The 23,423-nt window shown below is 52.4% G+C and carries 20 protein-coding genes; 17 read left to right on the top strand and 3 right to left on the bottom strand.

Annotated features, from left to right (window positions below; all coding sequences use genetic code 11):
• Positions 1-2: 2 nt before the first annotated feature.
• Complete coding sequence (locus tag RGU70_RS12575) at positions 3-1,037, top strand: sensor histidine kinase (RefSeq protein WP_322209738.1); 1,035 nt, start codon at positions 3-5, stop codon at positions 1,035-1,037.
• 18 nt (positions 1,038-1,055) lie between these two features.
• A complete protein-coding gene (locus tag RGU70_RS12570; RefSeq protein ID WP_322209737.1) occupies positions 1,056-1,424 on the top strand; it encodes a response regulator in 369 nt (122 codons plus the stop codon).
• 101 nt (positions 1,425-1,525) lie between these two features.
• Here the strand turns inward: RGU70_RS12570 and RGU70_RS12565 are convergent, their stop codons facing one another.
• Together RGU70_RS12565 and RGU70_RS12560 are read right to left on the bottom strand one after the other, a co-directional pair.
• Positions 1,526-2,230, bottom strand: coding sequence for a hypothetical protein (locus tag RGU70_RS12565; RefSeq protein ID WP_322209736.1), 705 nt, complete (start codon positions 2,228-2,230; stop codon positions 1,526-1,528).
• Positions 2,231-2,427: 197 nt separating this feature from the next.
• A complete protein-coding gene (locus tag RGU70_RS12560) occupies positions 2,428-3,282 on the bottom strand; it encodes a Rossmann-like and DUF2520 domain-containing protein (RefSeq protein ID WP_322209735.1) in 855 nt (284 codons plus the stop codon).
• Positions 3,283-3,520: 238 nt separating this feature from the next.
• Between RGU70_RS12560 and RGU70_RS12555 the strand changes: the two genes are divergently transcribed.
• From RGU70_RS12555 to RGU70_RS12520, 8 genes are all read left to right on the top strand, one after another.
• Positions 3,521-5,137: a methyl-accepting chemotaxis protein gene (locus tag RGU70_RS12555; protein ID WP_322209734.1), complete on the top strand. Its 1,617-nt coding sequence runs from the start codon at positions 3,521-3,523 to the stop codon at positions 5,135-5,137.
• A 192-nt stretch (positions 5,138-5,329) separates the two neighbouring features.
• Entirely contained in the window at positions 5,330-6,949 is a 1,620-nt protein-coding gene (locus tag RGU70_RS12550; RefSeq protein WP_322209733.1) for a methyl-accepting chemotaxis protein, read from the top strand.
• Positions 6,950-7,290: 341 nt separating this feature from the next.
• On the top strand, positions 7,291-8,280 hold the full coding sequence (locus RGU70_RS12545; protein WP_322209732.1) for an IclR family transcriptional regulator: 990 nt from the start codon (positions 7,291-7,293) through the stop codon (positions 8,278-8,280).
• Between the two features lie 90 nt (positions 8,281-8,370).
• A complete protein-coding gene (locus tag RGU70_RS12540; RefSeq protein ID WP_322209731.1) occupies positions 8,371-9,312 on the top strand; it encodes a dihydrodipicolinate synthase family protein in 942 nt (313 codons plus the stop codon).
• Between the two features lie 10 nt (positions 9,313-9,322).
• Positions 9,323-10,009: an SDR family NAD(P)-dependent oxidoreductase gene (locus tag RGU70_RS12535; protein WP_322209730.1), complete on the top strand. Its 687-nt coding sequence runs from the start codon at positions 9,323-9,325 to the stop codon at positions 10,007-10,009.
• A gap of 73 nt (positions 10,010-10,082) precedes the next feature.
• A complete protein-coding gene (locus tag RGU70_RS12530) occupies positions 10,083-11,252 on the top strand; it encodes a mandelate racemase/muconate lactonizing enzyme family protein (protein WP_322209729.1) in 1,170 nt (389 codons plus the stop codon).
• A gap of 154 nt (positions 11,253-11,406) precedes the next feature.
• Positions 11,407-12,807 carry a sodium:solute symporter family protein gene (locus tag RGU70_RS12525; RefSeq protein ID WP_322209728.1) on the top strand — a complete coding sequence of 467 codons (1,401 nt, stop codon included), beginning with the start codon at positions 11,407-11,409 and terminating at the stop codon, positions 12,805-12,807.
• 59 nt (positions 12,808-12,866) lie between these two features.
• Entirely contained in the window at positions 12,867-14,450 is a 1,584-nt protein-coding gene (locus RGU70_RS12520) for a methyl-accepting chemotaxis protein (RefSeq protein WP_322209727.1), read from the top strand.
• Between the two features lie 104 nt (positions 14,451-14,554).
• Here the strand turns inward: RGU70_RS12520 and RGU70_RS12515 are convergent, their stop codons facing one another.
• Positions 14,555-15,856 carry a cytochrome P450 gene (locus tag RGU70_RS12515; protein ID WP_322209726.1) on the bottom strand — a complete coding sequence of 434 codons (1,302 nt, stop codon included), beginning with the start codon at positions 15,854-15,856 and terminating at the stop codon, positions 14,555-14,557.
• Between the two features lie 552 nt (positions 15,857-16,408).
• Between RGU70_RS12515 and RGU70_RS12510 the strand changes: the two genes are divergently transcribed.
• The 7 genes from RGU70_RS12510 to RGU70_RS12480 all read left to right on the top strand — a co-directional run bounded on the left by RGU70_RS12510 (position 16,409) and on the right by RGU70_RS12480 (position 23,389).
• Positions 16,409-17,728 carry an ABC transporter substrate-binding protein gene (locus RGU70_RS12510; RefSeq protein ID WP_322209725.1) on the top strand — a complete coding sequence of 440 codons (1,320 nt, stop codon included), beginning with the start codon at positions 16,409-16,411 and terminating at the stop codon, positions 17,726-17,728.
• Positions 17,729-17,737: 9 nt separating this feature from the next.
• The gene (locus RGU70_RS12505) at positions 17,738-18,643 is read left to right on the top strand and encodes a branched-chain amino acid ABC transporter permease (protein WP_322209724.1); all 906 of its coding nucleotides are present in this window, start codon (positions 17,738-17,740) and stop codon (positions 18,641-18,643) included.
• Positions 18,643-19,593 (top strand): branched-chain amino acid ABC transporter permease, encoded by a 951-nt coding sequence (locus RGU70_RS12500; RefSeq protein ID WP_322209723.1) that lies wholly within the window; start codon positions 18,643-18,645, stop codon positions 19,591-19,593. The genes RGU70_RS12505 and RGU70_RS12500 overlap by 1 nt, the downstream gene beginning before the upstream one ends.
• Complete coding sequence (locus RGU70_RS12495; protein ID WP_322209722.1) at positions 19,590-20,333, top strand: ABC transporter ATP-binding protein; 744 nt, start codon at positions 19,590-19,592, stop codon at positions 20,331-20,333. The genes RGU70_RS12500 and RGU70_RS12495 overlap by 4 nt, the downstream gene beginning before the upstream one ends.
• A gap of 1 nt (position 20,334) precedes the next feature.
• A complete protein-coding gene (locus RGU70_RS12490; RefSeq protein ID WP_322209721.1) occupies positions 20,335-20,997 on the top strand; it encodes an ABC transporter ATP-binding protein in 663 nt (220 codons plus the stop codon).
• 54 nt (positions 20,998-21,051) lie between these two features.
• The gene (locus tag RGU70_RS12485) at positions 21,052-22,485 is read left to right on the top strand and encodes an aldehyde dehydrogenase family protein (protein ID WP_322209720.1); all 1,434 of its coding nucleotides are present in this window, start codon (positions 21,052-21,054) and stop codon (positions 22,483-22,485) included.
• A 133-nt stretch (positions 22,486-22,618) separates the two neighbouring features.
• Positions 22,619-23,389, top strand: coding sequence for an SDR family oxidoreductase (locus tag RGU70_RS12480; RefSeq protein WP_322209719.1), 771 nt, complete (start codon positions 22,619-22,621; stop codon positions 23,387-23,389).
• Positions 23,390-23,423 lie beyond the last annotated feature (34 nt).

Below are 23,423 nucleotides of genomic sequence, written 5' to 3'. Positions count from 1 at the left end.
GTATGGAAACCCGGAAATTACAATATTTCAAATTACTTGAAAGTGCCATATTTTCCGACCAGCTCGAGGAGACCCTGGATGATTCGGCGGAGTTTGGCCGCTTGTTCTTGCGACAAGGCGTTCCACCAGAGGACATTGCTGAAATGCATCATCTCGCCTTGCAGCGATTAGCGGCCGAACATCCGCATTTAACGCTGGGCGAGGTTGCTGCACATTTGATGAAGCCCCTGCTGGAAGCGTCGATGGCATATAGCCTGGCCTTTCGCCAAAACCGGGAGCAGCAGGAGTCCGTGATGGCCCGTCAGATGCATGTGGGAAGGTTGGAAGCTATCGGTACCATGGCCGCCGGCATTGCACATGATTTCAATACACTTCTGGGCATTATCAATGGCTACGCCGAATTATTGCTGGATGAGGTAGAGGTAGCCTCTACCGAGGCGGGTTATTTGCAACAAATCATTGGTGCCAGTGCGCGTGCTAATGGTTTGATTAAGCGCATGCTGGCCTTTGCCCGGCAAGCGCCCATTGAGCCGAGCTTGGTGGATGCGGTGGGATTGGTAAAAAATGCTCTGGAGATGTTGAAAGTGAGGACGCCGTGTAACGTCCGTATTTTTTTCGTTACCGATTTATCTGTGGCGCACGTCATGGCCGACCCGCTCCAGATTGAGCAAATTATTATCAATCTCTGTGTGAATGCATTTGATGCAATGGATGACAGAGGCCGGCTCGATATTGAAATCAAAAAAACGCAGAGGAAGCGTCGATGGCAAGACGAATCGGTGGATTGTTTCTCTCTTACCGTGAGTGATGATGGCTGCGGCATGTCGCAAGATGTGCAGCGGCGGGTGCTTGACCCTTTTTACACCACCAAGGAACCGGGAAAAGGGAGCGGGCTGGGTCTGTCCGTTGTGTATGGAATTGTTTCTGACCTGATGGGCGAAATTCAAATTCATAGCGAAGAGGGTAATGGAAGCAGCTTTCATATTCTTTTACCTCTTGCCAATCCTGCGCAACAGCCGCAGCCCAAGTCACTTTAATTGATATGGAGAAATAGCATGGCACATATTCTTATCGTAGAAGACGACATCCAGTTCCGCGAGATGATGGTAAAAATGCTGGAAGGTGACAAGCATAAAGTAACGATGGCAAACGATGGTTTTGATGCCTTGCAGAAGCTCACTACCTTGCAGCCGGATCTGATTATTACCGACATTCTGATGCCGACCATTGACGGCGTTGAGTTCATCATGCAGCTTAATGAACAAGGCAGCCATATCCCGCTCATTGCCATGTCTGGTGGCCGACGGGCGATTTCACCGGAATTCAATCTGGACTCAGCCTCGTTGCTGGGAGTGAAGTCGACGTTGGCAAAACCATTCTCGCGCGCCGATTTGCGACTGGCGATTGAGAATGCGCTGGCTTGAGGCTGAACCAGTTTATTTCACTGCAATACGATGACCGTGCGACGCTTGAACTGTTGTACGGTTTTTATCGGGCATGTGCAAAATATTCTGCACCGATGCATTTATTGTTCAGCAGAAGCCCGGACGGTTGCGGCAGCGATTGTTCGCAAGCTGCGTTCCATCTTTAAAAGTATGGCGAGTGAAAACAGCCCGAAGAATGCGCCAAACAGAATGATGGCGGCGTACATGGCGGAGCTTGCTGCTGCTTGTTTATCGGCCCTGTTTTTCATTACTTGATTTTCCATTATCTGATTCTGCTGAACCTGGCGTTTATAGGAAGTTTCGAAATGAAACATCAAGGATTTCACTTCGCTGAGGAAATCCGTTTTTGCACGCAGGGCTATGTCAGGGTTCTTGAAGGCGGAATCGAGTAGCGGGACCAGTTGATTGAGAAAATTTCTCCCCAGTTCAGGATCGTTTTCAATTTCTTTGACGTATTGGAGGATGGCTTCTTTGTTTGGCGTTAACGCGGGATTGAGTTCTTTGCTGTTTTTATCGAGCACATAATAAAAAGTTTCCGCGAGCTTGTCTTCTTCCCCATTAGGAAGCGTTGCCTCGATTTTTTGGAGATCATCGGAGGACGTTTTATAACCATTTAAATTGAGAGCAACGGGGAGTTTTTGTGCGACTTCATTTTTCTCAAAATACGTTATAAAAAATTTCCCGGCTAAGGCAATGGATGACCCCATTGCCACAGTTGCTACCAGTAAAAAGACCATGCGCAATAGTTTGAGAAAAGCAGATTCTACTTTTTGAAGAACAGGCATTTTTCCTCCCGGCGGTTTCGCTACGGTACTGGAATGAAGGCTATTTTTTTGATGCGTCAGTACGGATTTTCCGTTGTCATTAATTGCGTTTAATTCTGACTAAAGCATACGGGGCATTACGTTTCCCGGCTATTGATGAACGTGATTTTTCAAGGAATCAGTCGATATGTTTACCGGCAATGTCGTTATTTTCAGACTTAGTTGCCTTCGATTACTGCCTTCAGCGCGGTTAATTGTATTTCCTGCAATTTTCCATTGATGCGCGCCATTTCCAATTGCCGCCCCGCTAGTTGCCGATAAAGATCGGCCTGTTCTGCGCTGAGTTGTTCGAGCGCTCGCAGATGCCGGGCCACGACCTTGCTATCGCCGCGTGAAATGGGCCCTGAAAGTGCGCCGACCGGTCCTTTAATAGCGGCGGTTTCCAGCGTGCCGCGCGCGACCGGTAGCAGTCCGCGCAGGGCTTGCTGTTCATCAATGCCGAATGCGGTCCAGGCACGTACCGCTTCATTCAATAGCGATAGCAGAAAGGTGCCGGTCAATACGCTGCCGCAGTGATAGAGCGCCCGTGATCCCGGTGGCAGGAGCATGGGGATCATGCCCAGACGGACAGCCAGTTCCCGCAAAATAGATTCAAGTTCCGGTGCGCCTTCGATACCGGCGGTACTGCCGGCAAGCAAACCAAGTGTGTTCTGTGGATCGGAAAAAATCTGCAAGGGATGAAATCCGCCCGTGATGGCGCCGGCGCGTGCGGCTGTTTCAAGCACGGCGATTTCGGTAGCGCCGCTGCAATGCACGACGTATTGTCCTTTGCGCCAGATCAGGCTGGAAGCGACTGCGCCAATGTCATCATCGGGGACGGTTATAAAAACAAGATCCGCTGCCGCTGCTTGTTGCAGCGTTACCGCTGAGCAACCGACCAATCCAGTGGCTGCTTTTTGCGCGGAGGCAAGATTGCGGCTGGCAATCATGCTGACGGGCAAGCCGCTACGATGAAATGCGGTGGCTAACGTGGCGCCAACCCGGCCTGCGCCGATAAAACTGATTGATTGCATGAGCGTGTCTTTGTGAGGAACAGTGGTCATCATAGCCCGCTTGCGTGGATGTTCATTGTTTGACTTTTCATTTCTGTCGAGATGTCTATATCACTGCGGTGAGGCAACTATTTATGTTTCTGCAACGATTTCTCTGGTGCTATATCGACCAGTTTGTGTACTATCAAATTCAAATTAAAAAGTAGTCAATTAATCTGTAATCATCAGTGTAGTTACATGATTTATTTAGGGGCAGATTATGCAATGGTTTTACAATTTGAAGATCAGTTACAAGCTTTTTCTCTCGTTCATTCTTGTCATTGCACTGACTTCTGTACTTGGTGTTTATGCGATTGTGCAACTGGCCAAGGTCAGTCAATCATCGACTGTCATTGTCAAAGATTCTCTCCCCAGCATTCGCCTCATCTTGCAGATGCAAAGTTCTTTGTCGCGTTTCCGTATTTCAGAATTGCAACACATTATCTCGACTGAAGAAGCCGATATTGTCAGCGCAGAAAAAGCGATGCAAACGCGTATTGAAATTTTTAATAAGCAGAAACAAAGCTTCATCCCTCTGATTTCTTCGGCGGATGAAAAAAACGATTTTGAGATGTTGAGTAAGAATTTTGACGCCTATTTTTCGGAGAATAAAAAAATTCTGGGTTTGTCGAGAAGTGGGAACAAGGAAGAGGCGCGCGTCGTTTTTAAAAATGAATCGAACAAATTGTTTCGCCTGATCAACGAACACATCGAGCAGATAGTTAAGATTAACAGCGAGTTTGCCGATCAGGCGGAGCATGCAGCCGGCCAAACTTACGAGTCGTCGAAATCAGGCGTCATAGTATTACTGGTTGTAGCGATTGCCCTGGCAATGGGAATGGCGATGTTTGTGGCACGCATCATTTCAAAGCCTCTGATGGCGGCGGTGGTGGTTTCACGGCGTGTCGCAGAAGGCGATCTGGGCGCGACGATTACCTCGGTCAATCGCGATGAGAGCGGACAGTTGATGCAGTCGCTGGGTCAGATGAACGCCAGCCTGCACAAGATCGTCAGCGAAGTCCGTTCAGGTACCGACACCATTGCAACGGCATCGCGCGAAATCGCAGAGGGAAATCTGGATCTGTCCATGCGCACCGAACAGCAGGCTAATGCGCTGGCGCAAACCGCATCTGCGATGGAGCAATTGATCGCGACGGTTAAGCAGAATGCCGACAATGCGAAACTGGGAAATGAACTGGCCGATTCCGCGTCAGCAGTGGCGATCAAGGGCGGCGATGTGGTGTCGAAAGTCGTGCAGACCATGGGCTCTATCAATGAGTCGTCGCGCAAGATTGTGGACATTATCGGTGTCATTGACGGCATTGCGTTTCAGACGAATATCCTGGCCTTGAATGCAGCGGTGGAGGCGGCACGGGCAGGAGAGCAGGGGCGTGGCTTTGCTGTGGTGGCATCGGAAGTACGCAACCTGGCACAGCGTTCCGCGAGCGCGGCGAAAGAAATCAAGGCATTGATCGGCGACTCCGTTACGAAAGTGGATAACGGCACCCGGTTGGTGCAGGAAGCCGGTTCTACAATGGACGCCGTGGTGGCCAGCGTCAAACGCGTCACTTCGATCATGGGTGAAATTAGTGTGGCAAGCCAAGAGCAAACTATTGGCATTGAACAGGCTAATCAGTCGATCACGCAAATTGATCAGGCCACGCAGCAAAATGCGGCACTGGTTGAAGAAGCTGCCGGAGCGGCAGGAACCATGCAGGAACAGGCGGCCCATTTGCTGGAGCTGGTGAGTGTTTTTACGCTGACCGGCGCGGCCGATGTGAATGCAGTAAAGGCTCGCCCTTCCATTGATCTCAATCCTGCGCCCCGCCTTGCATGATTTGATGTAGTAAGACCGTAAGGAAGCTCTGATTGCGCTGCTATGCGGTGCAATTCAGGGCTATTTTTTTTACTTAGTTAAGTTTCTTTCTGGTCTTGCTTCGCCCTGTAGTGTTATTGATTTTTAGCGGACAAATGGATGCCCACCCGGCTGCCAGATTGCTTTATTTTTAATGGTTTTAACGAGGATAAGATGAATTGGATTGGTAACATGAAAATTGGTAAACGTCTGGCGCTGGGATTTGCCCTTATTTTGATTCTGTCGGTCGTCATCGCTGGCATCGGTGTGAAATATTTAAATAATCTCTCGCAAGAGATGCAAACGATGATGGATGCGCCACTGGCGAAAGAACGATTGATCGGTGATTGGTATCGTTTCATTTACGCCGGTGTGCGCAGGACAACGGCCGTTGCCAAAAGTACCGACCCTACGTTATCGGCATTTTTTCAGGCAGAAACGAATGAGTCGACTCGGGTTTCCAGCAGCTTACAAAATCAGATCGTTGCGTTGATTACTGCGGAGGAAGAAAAACAACTGTTTGCAAAAATCCTCGACCAACGCAAAGTGTATTTGTCGACGCGCGATGAGATTTACAAAGAAAAAGCCAGCGCCACCCCTGACCTGGCCTTAGTTGCCAGCATGCTGGAAAATAAATACGCACCTGCCGCAGTGGCTTATCAGCTTCAGGTAGAAGAGCTGCTTAAGATGCAACGTAAAACCATCGATGATCTGACCGCGCATATCAATCATATTGCTGAAGAAAGTTCACAGTTTCTGATTGCGCTGGAAGTGTTGTCGCTGGCCCTTGGTGTCTTTTTCGCGTGGTATCTGACTGTCGGTATTACTCGGCCATTGGGACAAGCGGTGGCGATTTCTCGTCGTGTGACTGCGGGAGATCTGACCGTCGAAATCCAGGCTGCGTCGGCTGATGAAGCCGGTCAATTGCTCCAGTCACTTAAAGAAATGACTGACAGCTTGCGCAATATCGTGGGCAATGTGCGTTCCGGTACCGATACGATTGCATCGGCATCGAACCAGATCGCAGTCGGTAATCTGGATTTATCTACCCGCACCGAGCAACAGGCCAGTGCGCTGGAACAAACGGCATCGTCGATGGAAGAGTTGATTTCGACCGTCAAGCAAAATGCCGATAACGCGCGTCAGGGTAATCAACTGGCGGAATCGGCATCGGTCGTCGCGATCAAGGGCGGAAGCGTGGTTTCGCAAGTAGTGGAAACGATGGGCTCGATCAATGCCTCTTCGCGCAAGATTGTGGACATCATCGGCGTGATTGACGGGATTGCTTTCCAGACGAATATCCTGGCATTGAACGCGGCAGTGGAAGCGGCGCGCGCCGGTGAGCAAGGTCGCGGTTTTGCGGTGGTGGCTTCCGAGGTGCGCAGTCTGGCGCAACGGTCTGCTAGTGCGGCCAAAGAAATCAAGGGATTGATCGGTGACTCAGTCGAGAAGGTCGATAATGGCGTGAGGTTGGTGCAGGAAGCCGGTTCGACGATTGATGAGGTGGTGGTCAGTGTCAAGCGAGTGACCGGCATCATGAACCAGATCAGTGCCGCAACCAATGAGCAGATTGCGGGTATTGAGCATGTCAATCAGGCCATTACGCATATGGATCAGGCGACGCAACAGAATGCGGCGCTGGTCGAACAGGCCGCGGCTGCTGCCAGCACAATGCAGAGTCAGGCGAACAATTTGCTGCGTCTTGTGAGCGTGTTTCAGCTCGCTGCCGATGGATTGCCTGCTCCACGCTTGCGCCCGGAACTCGACATCAACCCATCGTTGCGACTGGGATAAGTTGACTTGCTGAGCATTTGCTGACTACTTGCTGAAGTTTGAAAAACCGTTGCGTTTTTTTGTGCAGCGGTTTTTTTGAGGCGCTTTTTCGGATGCGATAGTTCGCTACCATTCTGAATTAATTATTTTTAATATATTGCGCCGCGCCATAAATAGTTAGTAATTTGCGCTTGATTACAAGAAATACCCAGCTTACAATAATTATATTGCGAATTTAAGTTCGCATTCCGAATTAAATAAACATCAATTAATTTTAAAAAAGCGTGGCGGATCGAGATGTTTTTTTCGCTTAATTTATTTTCAAACTATAATTCGCAATCCGAACTAATGAGGGAATTGAGATGAGTAGCGGCCAAAACAAGTCATTCGAGAACAACGCAGAGAACAACTCAGAGAACAGCGCAGAAAAGGACGATAGCGAAGGCGCAGAGAAAGTCACTAACAAAGTCACTAACAAAGCCACTAACAAGGCGACTAATAAAGCCACTAATAAAGTCGCTAACAACGCCAGCATCAAAGTGGATGGCCAAAACGATGCCAAAAATACCGTGCAGTCGTTGGCGAAAGGGTTTCGGATCCTCGAGGCCTTTACCGCGCAGGAATCCAAACTGACCATGGCCGAGGTCGCCAGAAAAACCGGCATGGACAATGCCACCGCATTTCGTTTTTTGAATACGCTGGTCAATATCGGTTACGTCGAGCGAGTCGAAGATAGCCGGCAATTCCGCCTCTCATTGAAAGTGCTTGATCTGGGATTCAATGCCATTTCGCGGCAGGATTTACGCACTCGCGCACGACCCATCCTGCGTAGTCTGGTGGGAGAAATCAACGAAGCCGCATCGGTGGGCGTGCTGGATGGTTCCGATGTGCTGTATGCAGAACGCGTGCAGGCAGGGCTGACTCGACTGGGTGTAGACATCCGCATTGGCAGCCGTGTACCAGCGTATTCCAGCGCCGTCGGGCAGGCCATTCTTGCGTGGTTGCCATTGGAAACGCAGATGCATATTTTAAAAGCGCAACCCTTGCTCAAGTTGACCGAGACCACGCTCACCGATGTCGATGCAATTCTGGCCCGACTCAAGAAAATCCGCGAGCTTGGCTACGCGGTATCGGATCAGGAAACGGTCTCAGGCTTATATGTGGTCGCAGCGCCGGTATTCGATGTGGATGGCGTGCCACTGGCCGCGCTGAGTGTTGCGGCCCCGGCTTTCCATTCCAGTCTGGAGGCATTTGAAGCCTCCACGATAGAACCTGTTTTGAAAGCCGCGCGCGATTTGTCGCGTGCATTGCAAACCACCGGTGGATTTATCCCCCACCGTTTTCAACGCTGAACCAGCGCACCGTCCGGTCATCGACAAGTGTGTTTGATTTCAGTATTTTTCAGCAGCAAATTTTAATCAAAAATGAAATTGGAGACAGACATGCAAGCTATCGATTACCACGGCATCATTCCCGCCATTGCCGTACCGTTCAACAAAGATTTCAGCATCAATGAACCAGATTTGCGCCGCTTCGCGCAATGGCTGGGCAAGCAGGAAGGCGTCAAAGCGTTGATGACTAATGGTCATACTGGTGAAGTGTTTTCACTGACCGCACGCGAACGGGCCGAAGTAACCCGCATCACTGCCGATGCAGTGAAAGATATCTGTCCCGTCATTTCCTCCATTGTGTGCGAAGGCATCAATGAAGCTGTTGAGCAAGCAGGCTGGGCCAAAGAAGCCGGTGCCGCCGGACTCGACGTCATGCCGCCGCACCACTGGTTGCGTTTCGGCTTCAAGCCAGAGCACTGTCTCGATTATTTTCACGCGATTGCTGAAGCCAGCAAATTACCGCTGATCGTACACATCTATCCAGCATGGACACGCGGTTCCTACTCGTCGCAATTACTGGCCGATCTGGCGCGCCTGCCTTACGTCAAAGCGTTCAAAATGGGTGAACGCGAAATGAATAAATATGCGCGCGATATCAAGGAAATTCGTGCCGCCGATCCGACCAAGGCCTTGCTGACATGCCATGACGAATATTTATTGTCCTCGATGGTGCAAGGCATCGATGGCGCACTGGTGGGCTTCGCTTCGCTGGTGCCAGGTCTGATCAACGATTTGCTCAAGGCCGTTCGCGCAGGTGATTTGCATGAAGCCATGCGTGTGCAGGCATTAATCACGCCATTAAAGGATGCCGTCTACGGTGCCGGCGAACCAACCGGTGAAGCACACGGCCGCATGAAAGCAGCGATGGCACTGGCCGGCATTATCAGCGACGGCACAGTACGTCCACCTACCCATGCGCCAAGCGAAGAAGAACTGACGTTGATTCGCGCCGCTTTGCAACATGCCGGCATGCTCAAACAAAACGCTGCCTGAGCCTGAGATCATGAAAAATGCAGCCCTACATGCCGTCGTCACAGGGACCAGTTCCGGTATCGGCGCAGCGATTGCACAGCGTCTGTTGAGTGCGGGATGGAAAGTGACGGGACTCGACAAGTCTCCCGGCACGCTGAACCACCCGCAATTTACTGCGATTGAAACCGACCTGATCGATTTCAATGCAGTGCAAACGACGATAGCGGGCATGTCTGCCATCAATGCGCTGGTACATGCCGCCGGATTCATGCGCACTGCCAGTCTGGGTGTGCTTGATCTGCAAGCTGGTGCGGCCATGTGGACCTTGCATGTTCAGGCCGCAGAAGTATTGGCCAATGCCGCACGAGAAAAATTATCGCGCGGCGGTCGCATCGTACTGATCGGCAGCCGTACCGCAAATGGTGCGGCAGGACGCAGCCAGTATGCGGCAACCAAGGCGGCATTGGTTGGTATGGCGCGCTCCTGGGCGGCGGAACTGGCGCCGGAAGGCATCACAGTGAATGTCGTTGCGCCGGGTGCAACAGAAACGCCGATGCTGCTGGATCCCGGCCGCGTCGGCACACCACCAAAAAAACCGCCTATTGGCCGCTTCATTCAACCGGCTGAAGTAGCAGGACTGGTGGCTTATTTATTATCGGAAGAGGCGGGTGCTATCACCGGCCAGCAAATTGTGATGTGCGGCGGCGGTTCTTTGTAAACGCTGCTACCCTCCATGCAATTTAACGGTATGAAGATGCCGGGACACCTCAGACAAGATAAAAGGAAATGTAATGTCTATTCGAATCCTCGATATTCGCGAAGTAACCAAACCGATTTCTTCCCCTATTCGTAATGCTTACATCGATTTTTCCAAGATGACCACCAGTCTGGTAGCGGTGGTCACCGATGTTGTGCGCGATGGAAAACGCGTGGTCGGTTATGGTTTCAACTCCAACGGTCGTTACGGCCAGGGCGGACTGATCCGCGATCGTTTTGCGCAGCGCGTGCTGGAAGCTGATCCCCAAAGTTTGATGAATGATCAGGGCGATAACCTCGATCCGCACCGTGTATGGGGCGCTTTGATGAGCAATGAAAAGCCGGGCGGCCATGGCGAACGCTCAGTCGCGGTCGGCACGATCGACATGGCGGTATGGGATGCGGTCGCAAAAATTGCCGGCAAGCCCTTGTTCCGTCTGCTGGCCGAGCGTCATCAGCGGGAAGCTAATCCCCGTGTCTTTGTGTACGCGGCGGGCGGCTATTACTATCCCGGTAAAGACATGGCGGCCTTGCGCAAGGAAATGCGTTCTTATCTGGATCGCGGCTATAACGTCGTCAAAATGAAAATCGGTGGCGCGGATATCGACGAAGACCGTCGTCGCATCGAAGCTGTGCTGGAAGAAATCGGCACGCAGGCGCAACTGGCGGTCGATGCCAACGGCCGCTTCGATCTCGACACGGCAATCGCTTACGCCAAGATGCTGCGCAACTATCCCTTATTTTGGTACGAAGAAGCGGGCGATCCGCTGGACTACCGTTTGCAAGCAACCCTCGCTGACTACTATCCCGGTGCAATGGCAACCGGCGAAAATCTGTTCAGTCATCAGGATGCCCGTAACCTGATTCGTCACGGCGGCATGCGTGCTGATCGCGACTGGTTGCAATTCGACTGCGCATTGTCCTACGGACTGGTGGAATACGAACGGACGCTGGAAGTACTCAAAACCTACGGCTGGTCGCCCAGCCGCTGTATTCCGCATGGCGGTCACCAGATGTCGCTCAATATTGCGGCGGGTCTGGGACTCGGCGGTAATGAAAGTTATCCGGATCTGTTCCAGCCGTATGGCGGTTTCCCCGATGGCGTCAAAGTACAAGATGGTCACATCATCATGCCTGAGCTGCCCGGGATCGGATTTGAAGGCAAAGCAGATCTGTATGCGGAAATGAAAGCCCTGGCCGAATAAAGGCGCTTCGCGCATCGATTGGCTGATGCATCAACGGTAAGCGGGGCAAAGATTCCGCACCTGTAAATAAAAGAGGACCTACGTTTAATTGCATCTTGCTCCATTGCAAGGGGCAACGTTCGTCCATACAAAAGCAATACACAAGGAGACAAGCATGCAACATTTCGGCTATTGGGATACCGTCATCATCATCGCGATGGTAATTATCTACATCGCATTTACTTCCTGGTTAACCTTCAAATCACGTAGCAAAACTTCCAGTGAATTCATGGTCGGTGGCCGCGCTATGCCCGCCGTCGTAGTGGGTATTTTGCTGATGTCTGAATTCATCGGTGCTAAGTCAACTATCGGCGCATCGCAAGGGGCTTTCGAATCGGGTATGGCGGCATCGTGGTCGGTGCTAAGCGCCGCTGTCGGCTTTCCTCTATTCGGATTTTTTCTCGCAAAAAAACTGTACAACTCGGGCGAATACACCATCTCCGGTGCGATTTCCAAGCGTTACGGAAAATCGACTCAGCTCGTGGTGTCGCTGATCATGATTTATGCGCTGCTGCTGGTGAATGTCGGTAATTACGTCAGCGGAGCGGCAGCCATTGCCACCGTGTTGAAAGTCGATCTGCCGCTGGCCGCCTTCGTCATTGCCATCGTCAGTACTTTTTACTTTGCCTTCGGCGGGCTAAAAAGTGTGGCCTACGTATCGGTTCTGCACAGCACAATCAAATACATTGGCGTTTTTATATTGCTCGGTTTTGCGTTATACATGACGAAAGGCATTACGCCGATGGTGCAGGCCTTGCCACCTTCCTATTTCACCTGGGATGGCAAGATCGGCACATCCACGATCGTGGCCTATTTCATCGGCAATATTGGCGCGATTTTTTCCACGCAATACATTATTCAAGCCATTTCTTCGACCAAGGATGCGAAGTCCGCGCAGCGCTCCACATATATTGCCGCAGGCCTGGCGATTCCGATCAGCATTGCATTAGGCTTAATCGGTGTCGCGGCAAAATACCTGTATCCGGAAATGAAAAGCCTGTACGCCTTGCCGGTGTTTTTACAGAGCATGAATGTATTCGTGGCGGGGTTTGTCACGGTGTCGCTGGTAGCCTCGATTTTCGTCGGCGTCAGCACGGTCGCGCTGGCCATTTCATCGCTGGTAGTGCGTGATTTCTATGCGCCATATTTCAAGCCGACTCCAGATCAGGAATTTCGCACCACTCGCATCCTGTCTGTATTTATCGGCTTTATCCCTTTGTTTTTTGTATTCTTCGCGCCAGGTCTATTGCACTTATCGTTCTTCACACGCGCTTTGCGTTTGTCGATTTCCATTGTGGCAATGATCGGCTTCTATTTACCGTTTTTTGGCGGCAATCGTGGCGCAACTCTGGGTTTGCTTGGTGCCGCAGTGACTACCACCATTTGGTATCTGCTGGATAACCCATACGGCATCGACAATATGTACATCGCATTGGTCACGCCCGCTATCGTCATCGCCATAGAAAAATTATTTCATTGGAATGATGGACAGGGAACGTCAAAAATAAATGCATAAAAATGCATACGCATCACTGCCGGTTCATTCAGAGCCGGCAGATTAATCAGGGGGATGACATGCAATCAAAGAGTTCGATCAAGCTGCGTTTGGCGAGTGCGTTAGGGTTGCTGAGTCTGATCGGTTGTCTGATCGGCGGGATGGGACTGATTGGCATGCGACAGGCAAATCGGGCGCAAAGTGAAACGTATAACAATCAGCTCGGTTCCGCGATTGCCCTTGCCAAGGCCAGTATCCTGATGGTGCGCGCCGGATTTGAGGTGGAGCAGGCGCTTGCCGATCCCGCACCGGAAAACGTCAAAAAATTATCTGTCAGTGCCGCCGAGATGATCAAATCCTCCGATGTCTGGTGGCAGAAGTTCATGGATATTTCCAAAAATGATGTGAAAGAACTCGAACTGGCCGAACTCACCGGAAAACGCAGGGCGCGGCTTGAAAAGGAAGGTTTACTACCCACTATCGCCGCTTTATCGCAGGGTCTAGGTGTTACAGAAAAAATACCGTCCGGCGCAAGAATACCGGTGTTGTTGGGCGAGATGAATGCCGCCAACACGGCACTCAACAATTATCAGCGTGATTTGGGCAAGGCTAATTTCGATAAATCGGAAAAGGCGCTGACGACGTTCATCCTCGTTACCTCATTGTTGATTGCGGGGAGTGTATTGATTGCCTTGCTGACGTGGCGCTCACTGCATCGCGCCATTGCGCGGCCGGTAGCCGATGTGACCGATCATTTTTCGAGGATTGCCGCCGGTGATTTGACGCAATCTACCGTTGCTCGGTCCGATGATGAAATCGGGGAAATGGTCGGCGCGTTGATGAGCATGCAGCATAAGCTGACCCTCACTATTTCTACTGTGCGAACCGGTGCCGATGCCATTGCCACGGCATCCGCCGAAATTGCCACAGGCAACATGGATCTGTCCAACCGCACCGAAGCGCAAGCCGGTTCGCTGGAAGAAACGGCTTCTGCGATGGAAGAAATTACCGCGACGGTCAAACAGAATGCGGACAACGCAATGCAGGCCAGCCATCTGGCCGTATCAGCTTCGGCTATCGCAGTGAAAGGTGGTGCCGTGGTGTCGCAAGTGATCGGCACGATGAATTCGATCAGCGCCTCTTCCAAGAAAATCGTCGATATCATCAGTGTGATTGACGGGATTGCATTCCAGACGAATATTCTCGCGCTCAACGCGGCAGTGGAAGCTGCCCGGGCCGGAGAGCAGGGGCGGGGTTTTGCAGTCGTGGCAAGTGAAGTGCGCAGTCTGGCGCAACGCAGTGCGGCAGCGGCAAGAGAAATTAAAACGCTGATTAACGACTCAGTCGGAAATGTCGATGCCGGCAACATGCTGGTCGGACAAGCCGGTGAAGCGATGACGGAGGTGGTCGCGAGTGTGCAACGCATGACTGACATCGTGGCGGCTATTTCCTCGGCCAGTCAGGAGCAAAGCGTGGGGATTGAAGAAGTCAATCGCGCCATTACCCTGATGGATGAGGTCACACAGCAAAATGCAGCGCTGGTCGAACAAGCCGCTGCTGCAGCACATTCGTTGCAGGAACAGGCGGCGAATTTGTCGCAGGTGGTGAGCGTCTTCAAGCTGGAGCATGGTGGAAACCGACAGTTGCAGCGGATTGCGGCCTGATCCCTGTCATTTTTATCCGTCATCTCGGATCAAGTACAACAGCTTGCCCAGCCTTGGCATGATGAGATTGCATAGTACTGTCGCTTAATCCGCGCATGATGAGATTATTCCGGCAACAACCAGCGCGTGGTGATCATGATTTTTTTATAACCATTGAACGTCGGTGCAGGCTTGCGTTCCAGCGCATCTTGCGTCAGTTTTAGTAGAGGGAAGGCCTCCAGTAATTTTTGGAATACCACTTTTATCTCCATCCTGGCGAGACGTGCTCCGAGGCAGCGGTGGGGGCCGCCGCCGAAACTGACATGCGATGCGCCTGTGCGTTCGATGTCGAACTGATGAGGCAAAACATAGGTTGCCGGATCGTGATTGCAGCCAGCGATATTGCTGGTGATCGTCTGTCCTTTGCGAATCGTCAATTCTTCCAGTTGGATATCTTCCCGACAAAACCGGTGAATTTCCGAGGCCGGTGGATCGAAGCGCAGTATTTCTTCTATCGCTTTATCCATCAGATCATGCCGGTAGCGCAATTTGTCCATTTGTTCGGGATGATGCAGTAGCGCGACTAATCCGTTTCCCATGACATCGGTCAGCGTGATGTTGCCCGCAATAATGAGCTGCATGCAGATTACGGCAATTTCCGCACTGCTCAGACGGTCATCGCTGTGGCTATTTTTATTACCGTTGTGAACCAGGCGAGAAATGAAATCATCCTTCGGTTCCTTGCTTCTGGCACTGGCGATTTCAGAAAAATAGGCATGGAGCGAGCCACTCGCCACGATGGCAATATGGTGCTGTTCAGGACTGATTCCAGGGTCGCAAATCAGCGCCCATTCCTCGCACCAGCGTTTGAATTTTTCTTCATCTTCCTTCGTAATGCCAAGTACTGCCGCCATGACCCGGTTGGGATACGGCGCGGCAATGCTGTCGATGAAATCAAATTGAGGAAGGCCGAGAATGCGGTCGATCAGCTCATCCGCAATGCGTTCAAGTTCCGGCTGCAAGGATGCAGTGAACGTGGCTGAAAAGGCATTTGCTGCCGTGTTGCGCAAGCGCTGGTGTTCCTCGCCATCGGCATCCACCATGCCGAATTTTCCTTTCCTGGCAGAGACCGTTTTCCCCCAGGTTCCTTCGGAGGCCATTTCCCAGTTTTTTCCGCACGCAGCGGTATTTTTGAATAGTCGCTGCGCCGTATCGTGGTTCGTCACGATCCAACGTTGAAAGAGTTCATCTTTGAAGGCCGGTCCTGCGCTTCTTATTTCATCCAGAATTTCGTGCGGGTGTTCGCGGTAATGCGGATCGCTGTTGGTCAGCGCACTGCCTTGTGGCGGGTGGCCCGTTGACGTGGTGATGGCGCGTTGGTGGCAAGTGCGTGGGCAAGTGCGGGATGCAGATTGAGTCGGATTCATTAATCAATAGGATGAAAATTATCGCGGCAATGTCTGTTTGTACTTTGTAAATGGCCATGTATCCAGGAACTCGCTGTCAGGAACCCCTGGCCAGGAATCTCCGGTGCAAGCACAGGAGGGGAGGCGCAATGCCGTAACTTGGTCGAAGCGGTTCTTCAATCGGATTTTGAGTATGGGCTTATCCGATCGCTTAAAAAGATACAGATACGTGAGAAATGCTTGTGCAACGATGCTCACTGATTCAACTTCCACCTATTGGTCTGGATACAGGCGTAGTGGGTTTCGTCGCTTTGACGAGCTTGACTTCAGGATAAGCGAAGGCCCTCTTTCATAAATACAAATTGCTCCACCCATAACGCCGGTACAGAATACGACGTCCTTTATGCTCGTCGCTACTGCAAGGCCAGATGTTGTGATTGCGTTGGGTGTAAAGACAGGCAACAAATAAAACAAGCAAAAAACAAACAAAAAAGCACAGTAATGCCGCAACAGTTAAGGCTGTGGCGCATGAAATGCTTATTTTGCCAAGCAAGTTTTTATACCGGAGGAGACATGTTTACATCAAAGATCACAGGCTTGGTCCTGGCCGCTGCATCCGCACTTGCCTTTGTTCAGTCATCGGCACAGGCACAAACCGCCAAACCGGCGGAACTGAAAATCGGTATCACTACCTTCACTTCTGGCCCGGCTTCGGTATTTGGCGTGCCGGCCAAGCAAGCGGCCGAAATTTACCTGGAAGCGCTCAATGCCGCCGGCGGCATCAATGGTGTGAAAGTGATGCCCACTTTTATCGATGAAGGCGTGGGCGGCGACAAGATGCTGTCGGAATACCGTCGTGTGGTGCAGGAGCAGGGTGTGCGTGTGATGCTGGGTTCGATTTCCAGCGGTAACTGCAACATTGTCGCTCCAGTAGCGGAAGACTTGAAAGTATTGAACATCATGTGGGATTGCGGTACTGAAAAAGTACTGGAGGACCGCCGCTTTCGTTATGTGGTGCGCACGCAAGCCAACGCCACAACGGAAATGGTTGCCAGCGTGTTGTATCTGCTGCGCCAGAAGCCAGACTTTAAAACCATTGCCGTCGTCAATCAGGATTACGCCTGGGGCCGCGATTCGTGGGAGTTGTTTTCGCAAACACTCAAAGTCCTCAAGCCCGATGTGAAGGTGGTCGCTGAGCTGTTCCCGAAATTCGGCGCATCCGATTTTTCGACTGAAATTAGCCGTCTGCAAGCGCTGCGTCCCGATGTGATTCTGTCCACTTCATGGGGCGGCGATCTGGATACTTTTGTCCGTCAATCGGCGCAACGCGGTTTGATCAAGAACTCCTTATTCGTGCTGCCACTGGCCGAAAGTTCGCTGGAACGTCTTGGCACCACCTTGCCAGATGGCGTGATTGTCGGCGCTCGCGGCGATCATTACTTCCTGCATCCTGAATTGAAGGACGATCCCAAGCTGAAAAATTTCGTGCAGAAATTCAAGGCCAAGACCGGTTCTTATCCTATCTATTCCGTCTATCACATGATTCAGGCGCTCGATGGCATGGTGTCCGGTTACGACAAGGCGATCAAGGCCAACAAAGGCCAATGGCCAACGACCGAGCAAGTGGCTGACGCCATGCATGGCCTGAATTTCCGTGGTTTGACGCGTGAAGTGAAAATCCGCGCCGACGGCCAGGGTCTGGAAGATCAATTGCTCGGCGTGACCAAAAAGACCGCAGCCTATCCTTTCCCCGTCCTCGACAAAATTGAAATTTTTCCTGCCGAAATGCTGATTGCGCCTGTCGGTGAAAAATCGATGGATTGGGTAAAGACCATCAAGCCTGCGCTGTTGAAAGATTCACGGATCAAGACCTTTCCACCGATCGCTAATTAAGCCACCACCATGACGCGCGAATTATTTTTACTGGCGGTGCTGGATGGGGTTTCTTATGCGGCGCTACTGTTTCTGGTAGCGCTGGGCATGACGCTGGTATTTGGCGTCATGCGCATCCTCAACATGGCGCACGGCAGCATGTACGCCTTCGGCGGTTATTTCGCGGCGACCTTAGGCATGTGGGCAATCGCTGCCAATTTCTCTCCGGTGTGGTCGTTCGTGTGGTTGTTGCTGTCTGCTGTCGTGGTGGGTGGGGTCATGGGCGCAGTAATGGAAATTGTGTTGCTGCGCCGGATTTATCACAAGGAACAGGTACTGCAACTGCTGGTGACGTTCGCCGCGTTCATGATTTTTGAAGATGTGCAACGCATGATCTGGGGTACGCAGCCGTACTTCGTCTCGGACATCGTCAATTATCTCGGTGTGATCGATGTGATGGGCATTACTTACACGCGCTATCAGTTGATGGTGTTGCCAGGTGTGGCCATCGTCGTGTTCGTTGGTCTGCGCTACTTTCTCAAATACAGCAGCATTGGTCGGCAGACAGTGGCGGTCGCGCATCATCGTGAAGTGGCGATGGCGATGGGGATTGATGCCAAACGCATTTGTCTGCTGACTTTTATTATCGGCTCCATGCTCGGCGCATTGGGCGGGGCGTTGGCATCACCGACGACCTCGCTGGTGCCGGGCATCGGTGCGGACATGATCGTTCTGTCGTTTGCTGTGGTCGCGACTGCGGGTCTGGGGCAAATCGAGGGGACGTTGATTACTGCTTTGTTGATTGGCCTGACCCGTTCGTTTGCGGTGTATCTGTTTCCCGAAGTGGAAGTGCTGGTGCCGTATCTGATCATGGTGCTGGTCTTGCTGTTCCGGCCGCAGGGTTTGTTTTCCGTTGCTCAGGCGAGGAGGGTGTAATGAAGCAAATAAAAATCGCCGGCCTCACGCTTGTCTTGTTGGCTTTGCTGGCACCGGTCGTCTGGCCGTGGTTGAAAACGCCGATTGTGATTGCAGTGAGTTTCGGTATTGCCGCGCTGGGAGTGTCGATTCTGATTCAGGCAGGGCAATTGTCCTTTGGACATGCCATGTTTTCCTGCGGTGCAGGGTATGCCGTCACCTTCATTGCACGCGCCTGGCCGCAGCTTGATTGTGCCTTGCTGATTGTTCTTGGTGCCGTGTTCGGAGCGCTGATGGGGATGCTGATCGGTTTGTTTGTGGTGCGTTACCGTGCCATCTTTTTCGGCATGTTGAATCTGGCTTTATCGATGGTGCTGTTTTCGGTTCTTGGGAAATTTTATAGCCTCACCGGTGGCACCGATGGCATTCGTCTGGCGCGTTCCACTTTCTTCGGCATGCAACTGGAGCGCGATGGTTTTGAAACGGTACTGTTGGTGGTGACCGTGATGCTGGCTCTGGGACTGACTTTAATGGTGCAGCGTTACCTCAAGTCGATTGCAGGACAGGCGTTGATTGCCGTCAAGACCAATGAAACACGACTCGAATATGTCGGCCTTTCAGCCAATCGAGCATTATGGATAGGCTATGTTTTTTCGGCTGGACTGTGCGGCTTGTCGGGCACCATCTTTGCTCTGATGCAGGGTCTGGTCACTCCGGAAATGGGATATTGGGTTCGTTCCGGCGAGTTGGTATTCATCTCTATTCTTGGCGGTGTCAGTCACCCTATCGGTGCTTTTCTGGGCGCGATGGTATTTGAATTCGTCAAACTGTATTCGGTGGCTTTGTTCACTGGGGCATGGCAACTGGTGCTGGGTCTGGTGCTGATTGGTCTGGTGTTTTTCTTTCCTACCGGCCTCGCTGGATTGTTGACGCGGCGTATTGGCGCAAAAACGGAAAAGGAGTCGCCATGAGCGCGCCCTTGTTACAGACCAAGGATTTGCAACTGGCCTTTGGCGGCGTGGTGGTGGCGGATCACATCAATTTTGAATTGCATGCCGGAGAACGGCTGGCAGTGATCGGGCAGAACGGCGCAGGGAAAACCACCTTCATCAATATCTGTACCGGATTTATCCGCCCTAGCGGTGGTTCAGTGCATTTCGATGGACGCGACATTACCCGGCTGGCACCACGCGTGATTGTGCGGCGTGGCCTCGGTCGCTCATTTCAATTGCCGCAGTTATTCCTGGAACATACGGTGCGCGATTGCATCCGTCTGGCAGCAGCAGGTCGCAGCGGAAGTCTCAATATTTGGACCCCTCTCAGCCGGATTTTGCCGGAAGCGGAACTTGAGCACATTCTTGAAATGGTCAGCCTGCGTGACCGTGCTGATGACTTGTGTTCGCTGTTGCCGGAAGGGCAGCGCAAGCTGCTCGATATCGCCATGGCACTGGCTTTGCAACCCAAACTGCTGATCATGGATGAGCCGACCAGCGGTGTTTCCACGGAAGAAAAACACGGTTTGATGGCCATCATCATGCGCGTATTGGACGAGCAAAAAATCACCTCGATTTTTGTCGAACACGATGTGGATATCGTGAGCCGCTATGCCACGCGGGTAGCGGCCTGGATTGCCGGCAAGGTCGCGGCGGATGGTAAGCCGGAAGACGTCCTCGGCAATCCCGAGATTCGTCGTCATGTGATCGGAGAATGAGATGCTGAAAATTAAACAGATCAGCGTCAGGATCGCCGGTATCACGGTATTGAGAAATATCGACACCGAGTTTTCTGCCGGTGGCTTGCTGGCCATTGTTGGTCGTAATGGAGCGGGTAAAACGACCTTGCTGCGCACGGTGATGGGCCTGATCGAACCGGAACAAGGAACGATGGAATTCGATGGCCGCGATCTGGCTGACATACCGGCACATGGTCGGGTGGCGCTCGGCATTGGTTATGCCCCGGAAGACCGCGTGATGTTCCCTACCTTTAGTGTCGAAGAAAATTTGCGATTGCCGTGTGAAGTGCTCGGCCTGTCCAAAGCGGAAATCGATCGTCGTCTGGAAAAAGCGCTGGTGGTGGTTCCTCAGTTGAAGGAAATGCTGCCGCGTTCGGGCGCGGCCTTATCGGGCGGACAAGGAAAAATTGCCGCACTCGGCAGGGCGCTGATGGCCGGTACGCGTTTGGTGCTGCTGGACGAGCCTTTTCAGGGACTCGCGCCGGTACTGGCCTTGCAATACGGCGAATCGCTACGCCGCTTGCGCGAAATCGACGCAGGATTGTGCGTGGTGGTGACGGAATCGAATCGCAGTCTGTTGCGTGATTTGCCCGATGCCACTTTGACGCTGGAACGCGGTGAGCTGGTACCGGCATCGCTCTGATTGGTTCACCTTCTGAGCCACCTTTCTGATTCACCTTTCTTCATAAAGAATCTCATGAAAACAATGTTGATTGATGGCCGCTGGCAGGCCGCGCAAGACGAACGGACTATTGAGGTACTCAACCCCTGTACCGGGGAAGCCTTCACGCGTATTGCACGCGGTGGTCAGGCCGATATTGTTTTGGCGGTGGCTGCAGCACGACGCGCACTGGATGGTCCGTGGGGGCGCATGACGGCCACCGAGCGCGGTCGTCTGTTGCAAAAACTAGGGCAGTTGATTCTCGACAATGCGGAAGAAATCGCGCAACTGGAAGCGCGTGATACGGGTAAGCCGATTACGGTCGCCCGTAACGATATCAAGGTCGTGGCGCGTTATTTCGAGTTTTACGGCACTGCTGCTGACAAGGTGCATGGCGAGGCGATTCCTTATCTGGATGGCTATAACGTGACGCTGGTGCGCGTGCCGCGTGGCGTGACCGCGCACATTATTCCGTGGAATTATCCGGCGCAAATGTTCGGTCGCTCCTTGGCGCCGGCGCTGGCGATGGGCAATGCCACCGTGATGAAGCCTTCGGAAGACGCCTGCCTGAGCGGTATCAAGATCGGTGAGCTGGCGATGGAAGCGGGCTTTCCGCCGGGCGTGTTGAATATCGTTACCGGTTACGGACATGAAGCCGGTGCGGCGTTGACGGCACATCCCGGTATTGATTTCGCCTCGTTTGTCGGTTCGCCGGAAGTCGGCACGATGGTGCAGGAATCGACCGCCCGCAACCATGTTCCTTGTGTTCTGGAACTGGGCGGCAAGTCGCCGCAAATTGTGTTTGACGATGTGGATGTCGAGAAAGCGCTGCCGGTCATCGTGCGCGCCATCGTGCAGAATGCCGGACAGACTTGCTCTGCCGGCAGCCGCTTGCTGGTGCAGGAAAGTATCTACGATCAGTTTGTCGGCCGCGTGGCCGAGGCATTCCGTGCAATCAAGGTCGGTACGCCGGAGATGGATCTGGACTGCGGCCCTATCGTGAATAAAAAACAATTTGACCGTGTGAATAATTTCATCGCCGATGCGGTGGCTTCTGGTGTGCCTTTGCTGGCGGAAGGCAGTCTGGCCAGCGGCGTGTCGGGACAAGGATTTTTTGTCAAACCGACTTTGTTCGGCCGGGTGCCGCGCGATCATCGTCTGGCGTGCAGTGAAGTGTTCGGGCCGGTGCTGTCGGCGATTTCCTTCAAGGATGAAGAGGATGCGATCGCCTTGGCCAATGCAACTGAATACGGTCTGGCTGCCGGCGTCTGGACTGAAAACGGCGGTCGTCAGGCGCGGGTGGCGCAACGCGTGCTGAGTGGTCAGGTCTTCATCAATTGCTATGGCGCGGGTGGTGGGGTCGAATTGCCGTTCGGCGGCGTCAAGAAGAGCGGACACGGCCGTGAAAAAGGTTTGCTGGCGATGGAAGAAATGAGCACCACGAAAACCATCGTTCACTATTTCAAGTAATTCATTTGCCTGAAAAATCCGGCTGGCGCGACTGCGCTGGTTTGCTGAATTTTTCAGGCGCAATTATTTCATTGCACTTATTTCATTGCACTTATTTCATTGCACTTATTTTATTTGTCACTAAGGATATGTCATGACCCAATTACTCAATAAAGTCGCCATCATCACCGGTGCGGCCAGCGGTTTCGGTGCGGAAATGGCACGCGCGTATGTCAGAGAAGGTGCGAAGGTCGTGATCGCCGATATCAACATCGACGGTGCCCGTGCAGTGGCCGCAGAACTGGGCAGTAACGCTACGGCGATTGCCTGCGACGTGACCAGCGCAGCGCATGTCAATGCTACCGTCAAGCATTGCATCGATACTTTCGGCATTCCCGATATCGTCATCAATAATGCCGGTACTACTCACAAAAATCAGCCTATGCTGAATGTGGATGAAGCCACCTTTGACCGCATGTATGCGATCAATGTGAAGTCCATTTATCACATGACCTTTGCCGTGGTGCCGCTGATGCGCGAACGCAATAAAACTGAACCCGGCAAGGGGGGTGTGATTATCAATATCGGTTCTGTGGCCGGCATTCGTCCGCGTCCGGGGCTGACCTGGTACAACAGCTCTAAGGGTGCGGTCAATCTGTTGTCGAAGTCGATGGCGGTGGAACTTGCGCCGGATAATATCCGCGTCAATGTCATTTGCCCTGTGATGGGTGCGACTGGTTTGCTGGAGTCCTTCATGGGCGTGCCGGATACCCCGGAAAACCGGGCGCGTTTTATTGCGACCATTCCTTTGGGTCGCATGTGCGAATCTACCGATGTCGCGAATGTGGCGGTGTTCCTGGCGACCGATGCTTCGCATTTCCTGACGGGGATGGAAGTGCCGGTGGATGGCGGTCGGGTGATTTAAGTCTTAGCGATTGCATCAAGGCGGGAGGGGCCTT

Source organism: Herbaspirillum sp. RTI4 (assembly GCF_034313965.1).
In the GTDB taxonomy this organism is placed as follows: Bacteria; Pseudomonadota; Gammaproteobacteria; order Burkholderiales; family Burkholderiaceae_D; genus Herbaspirillum.
The sequence above is the reverse complement of the archived record's forward strand: the minus strand, read 5'-3'. Positions and strand labels throughout refer to the sequence as shown.

Bases quoted from the DNA above. Each gene is read 5' to 3' on its own strand.
- RGU70_RS12575 (WP_322209738.1), top strand. From the start codon at position 3: ATGGAAACCCGGAAATTACAATATTTCAAATTACTTGAAAGTGCCATA.
- RGU70_RS12570 (WP_322209737.1), top strand. From the start codon at position 1,056: ATGGCACATATTCTTATCGTAGAAGACGACATCCAGTTCCGCGAGATG.
- RGU70_RS12565 (WP_322209736.1), bottom strand. From the start codon at position 2,230: ATGCCTGTTCTTCAAAAAGTAGAATCTGCTTTTCTCAAACTATTGCGC.
- RGU70_RS12560 (WP_322209735.1), bottom strand. From the start codon at position 3,282: ATGCAATCAATCAGTTTTATCGGCGCAGGCCGGGTTGGCGCCACGTTA.
- RGU70_RS12555 (WP_322209734.1), top strand. From the start codon at position 3,521: ATGCAATGGTTTTACAATTTGAAGATCAGTTACAAGCTTTTTCTCTCG.
- RGU70_RS12550 (WP_322209733.1), top strand. From the start codon at position 5,330: ATGAATTGGATTGGTAACATGAAAATTGGTAAACGTCTGGCGCTGGGA.
- RGU70_RS12545 (WP_322209732.1), top strand. From the start codon at position 7,291: ATGAGTAGCGGCCAAAACAAGTCATTCGAGAACAACGCAGAGAACAAC.
- RGU70_RS12540 (WP_322209731.1), top strand. From the start codon at position 8,371: ATGCAAGCTATCGATTACCACGGCATCATTCCCGCCATTGCCGTACCG.
- RGU70_RS12535 (WP_322209730.1), top strand. From the start codon at position 9,323: ATGAAAAATGCAGCCCTACATGCCGTCGTCACAGGGACCAGTTCCGGT.
- RGU70_RS12530 (WP_322209729.1), top strand. From the start codon at position 10,083: ATGTCTATTCGAATCCTCGATATTCGCGAAGTAACCAAACCGATTTCT.
- RGU70_RS12525 (WP_322209728.1), top strand. From the start codon at position 11,407: ATGCAACATTTCGGCTATTGGGATACCGTCATCATCATCGCGATGGTA.
- RGU70_RS12520 (WP_322209727.1), top strand. From the start codon at position 12,867: ATGCAATCAAAGAGTTCGATCAAGCTGCGTTTGGCGAGTGCGTTAGGG.
- RGU70_RS12515 (WP_322209726.1), bottom strand. From the start codon at position 15,856: ATGAATCCGACTCAATCTGCATCCCGCACTTGCCCACGCACTTGCCAC.
- RGU70_RS12510 (WP_322209725.1), top strand. From the start codon at position 16,409: ATGTTTACATCAAAGATCACAGGCTTGGTCCTGGCCGCTGCATCCGCA.
- RGU70_RS12505 (WP_322209724.1), top strand. From the start codon at position 17,738: ATGACGCGCGAATTATTTTTACTGGCGGTGCTGGATGGGGTTTCTTAT.
- RGU70_RS12500 (WP_322209723.1), top strand. From the start codon at position 18,643: ATGAAGCAAATAAAAATCGCCGGCCTCACGCTTGTCTTGTTGGCTTTG.
- RGU70_RS12495 (WP_322209722.1), top strand. From the start codon at position 19,590: ATGAGCGCGCCCTTGTTACAGACCAAGGATTTGCAACTGGCCTTTGGC.
- RGU70_RS12490 (WP_322209721.1), top strand. From the start codon at position 20,335: ATGCTGAAAATTAAACAGATCAGCGTCAGGATCGCCGGTATCACGGTA.
- RGU70_RS12485 (WP_322209720.1), top strand. From the start codon at position 21,052: ATGAAAACAATGTTGATTGATGGCCGCTGGCAGGCCGCGCAAGACGAA.
- RGU70_RS12480 (WP_322209719.1), top strand. From the start codon at position 22,619: ATGACCCAATTACTCAATAAAGTCGCCATCATCACCGGTGCGGCCAGC.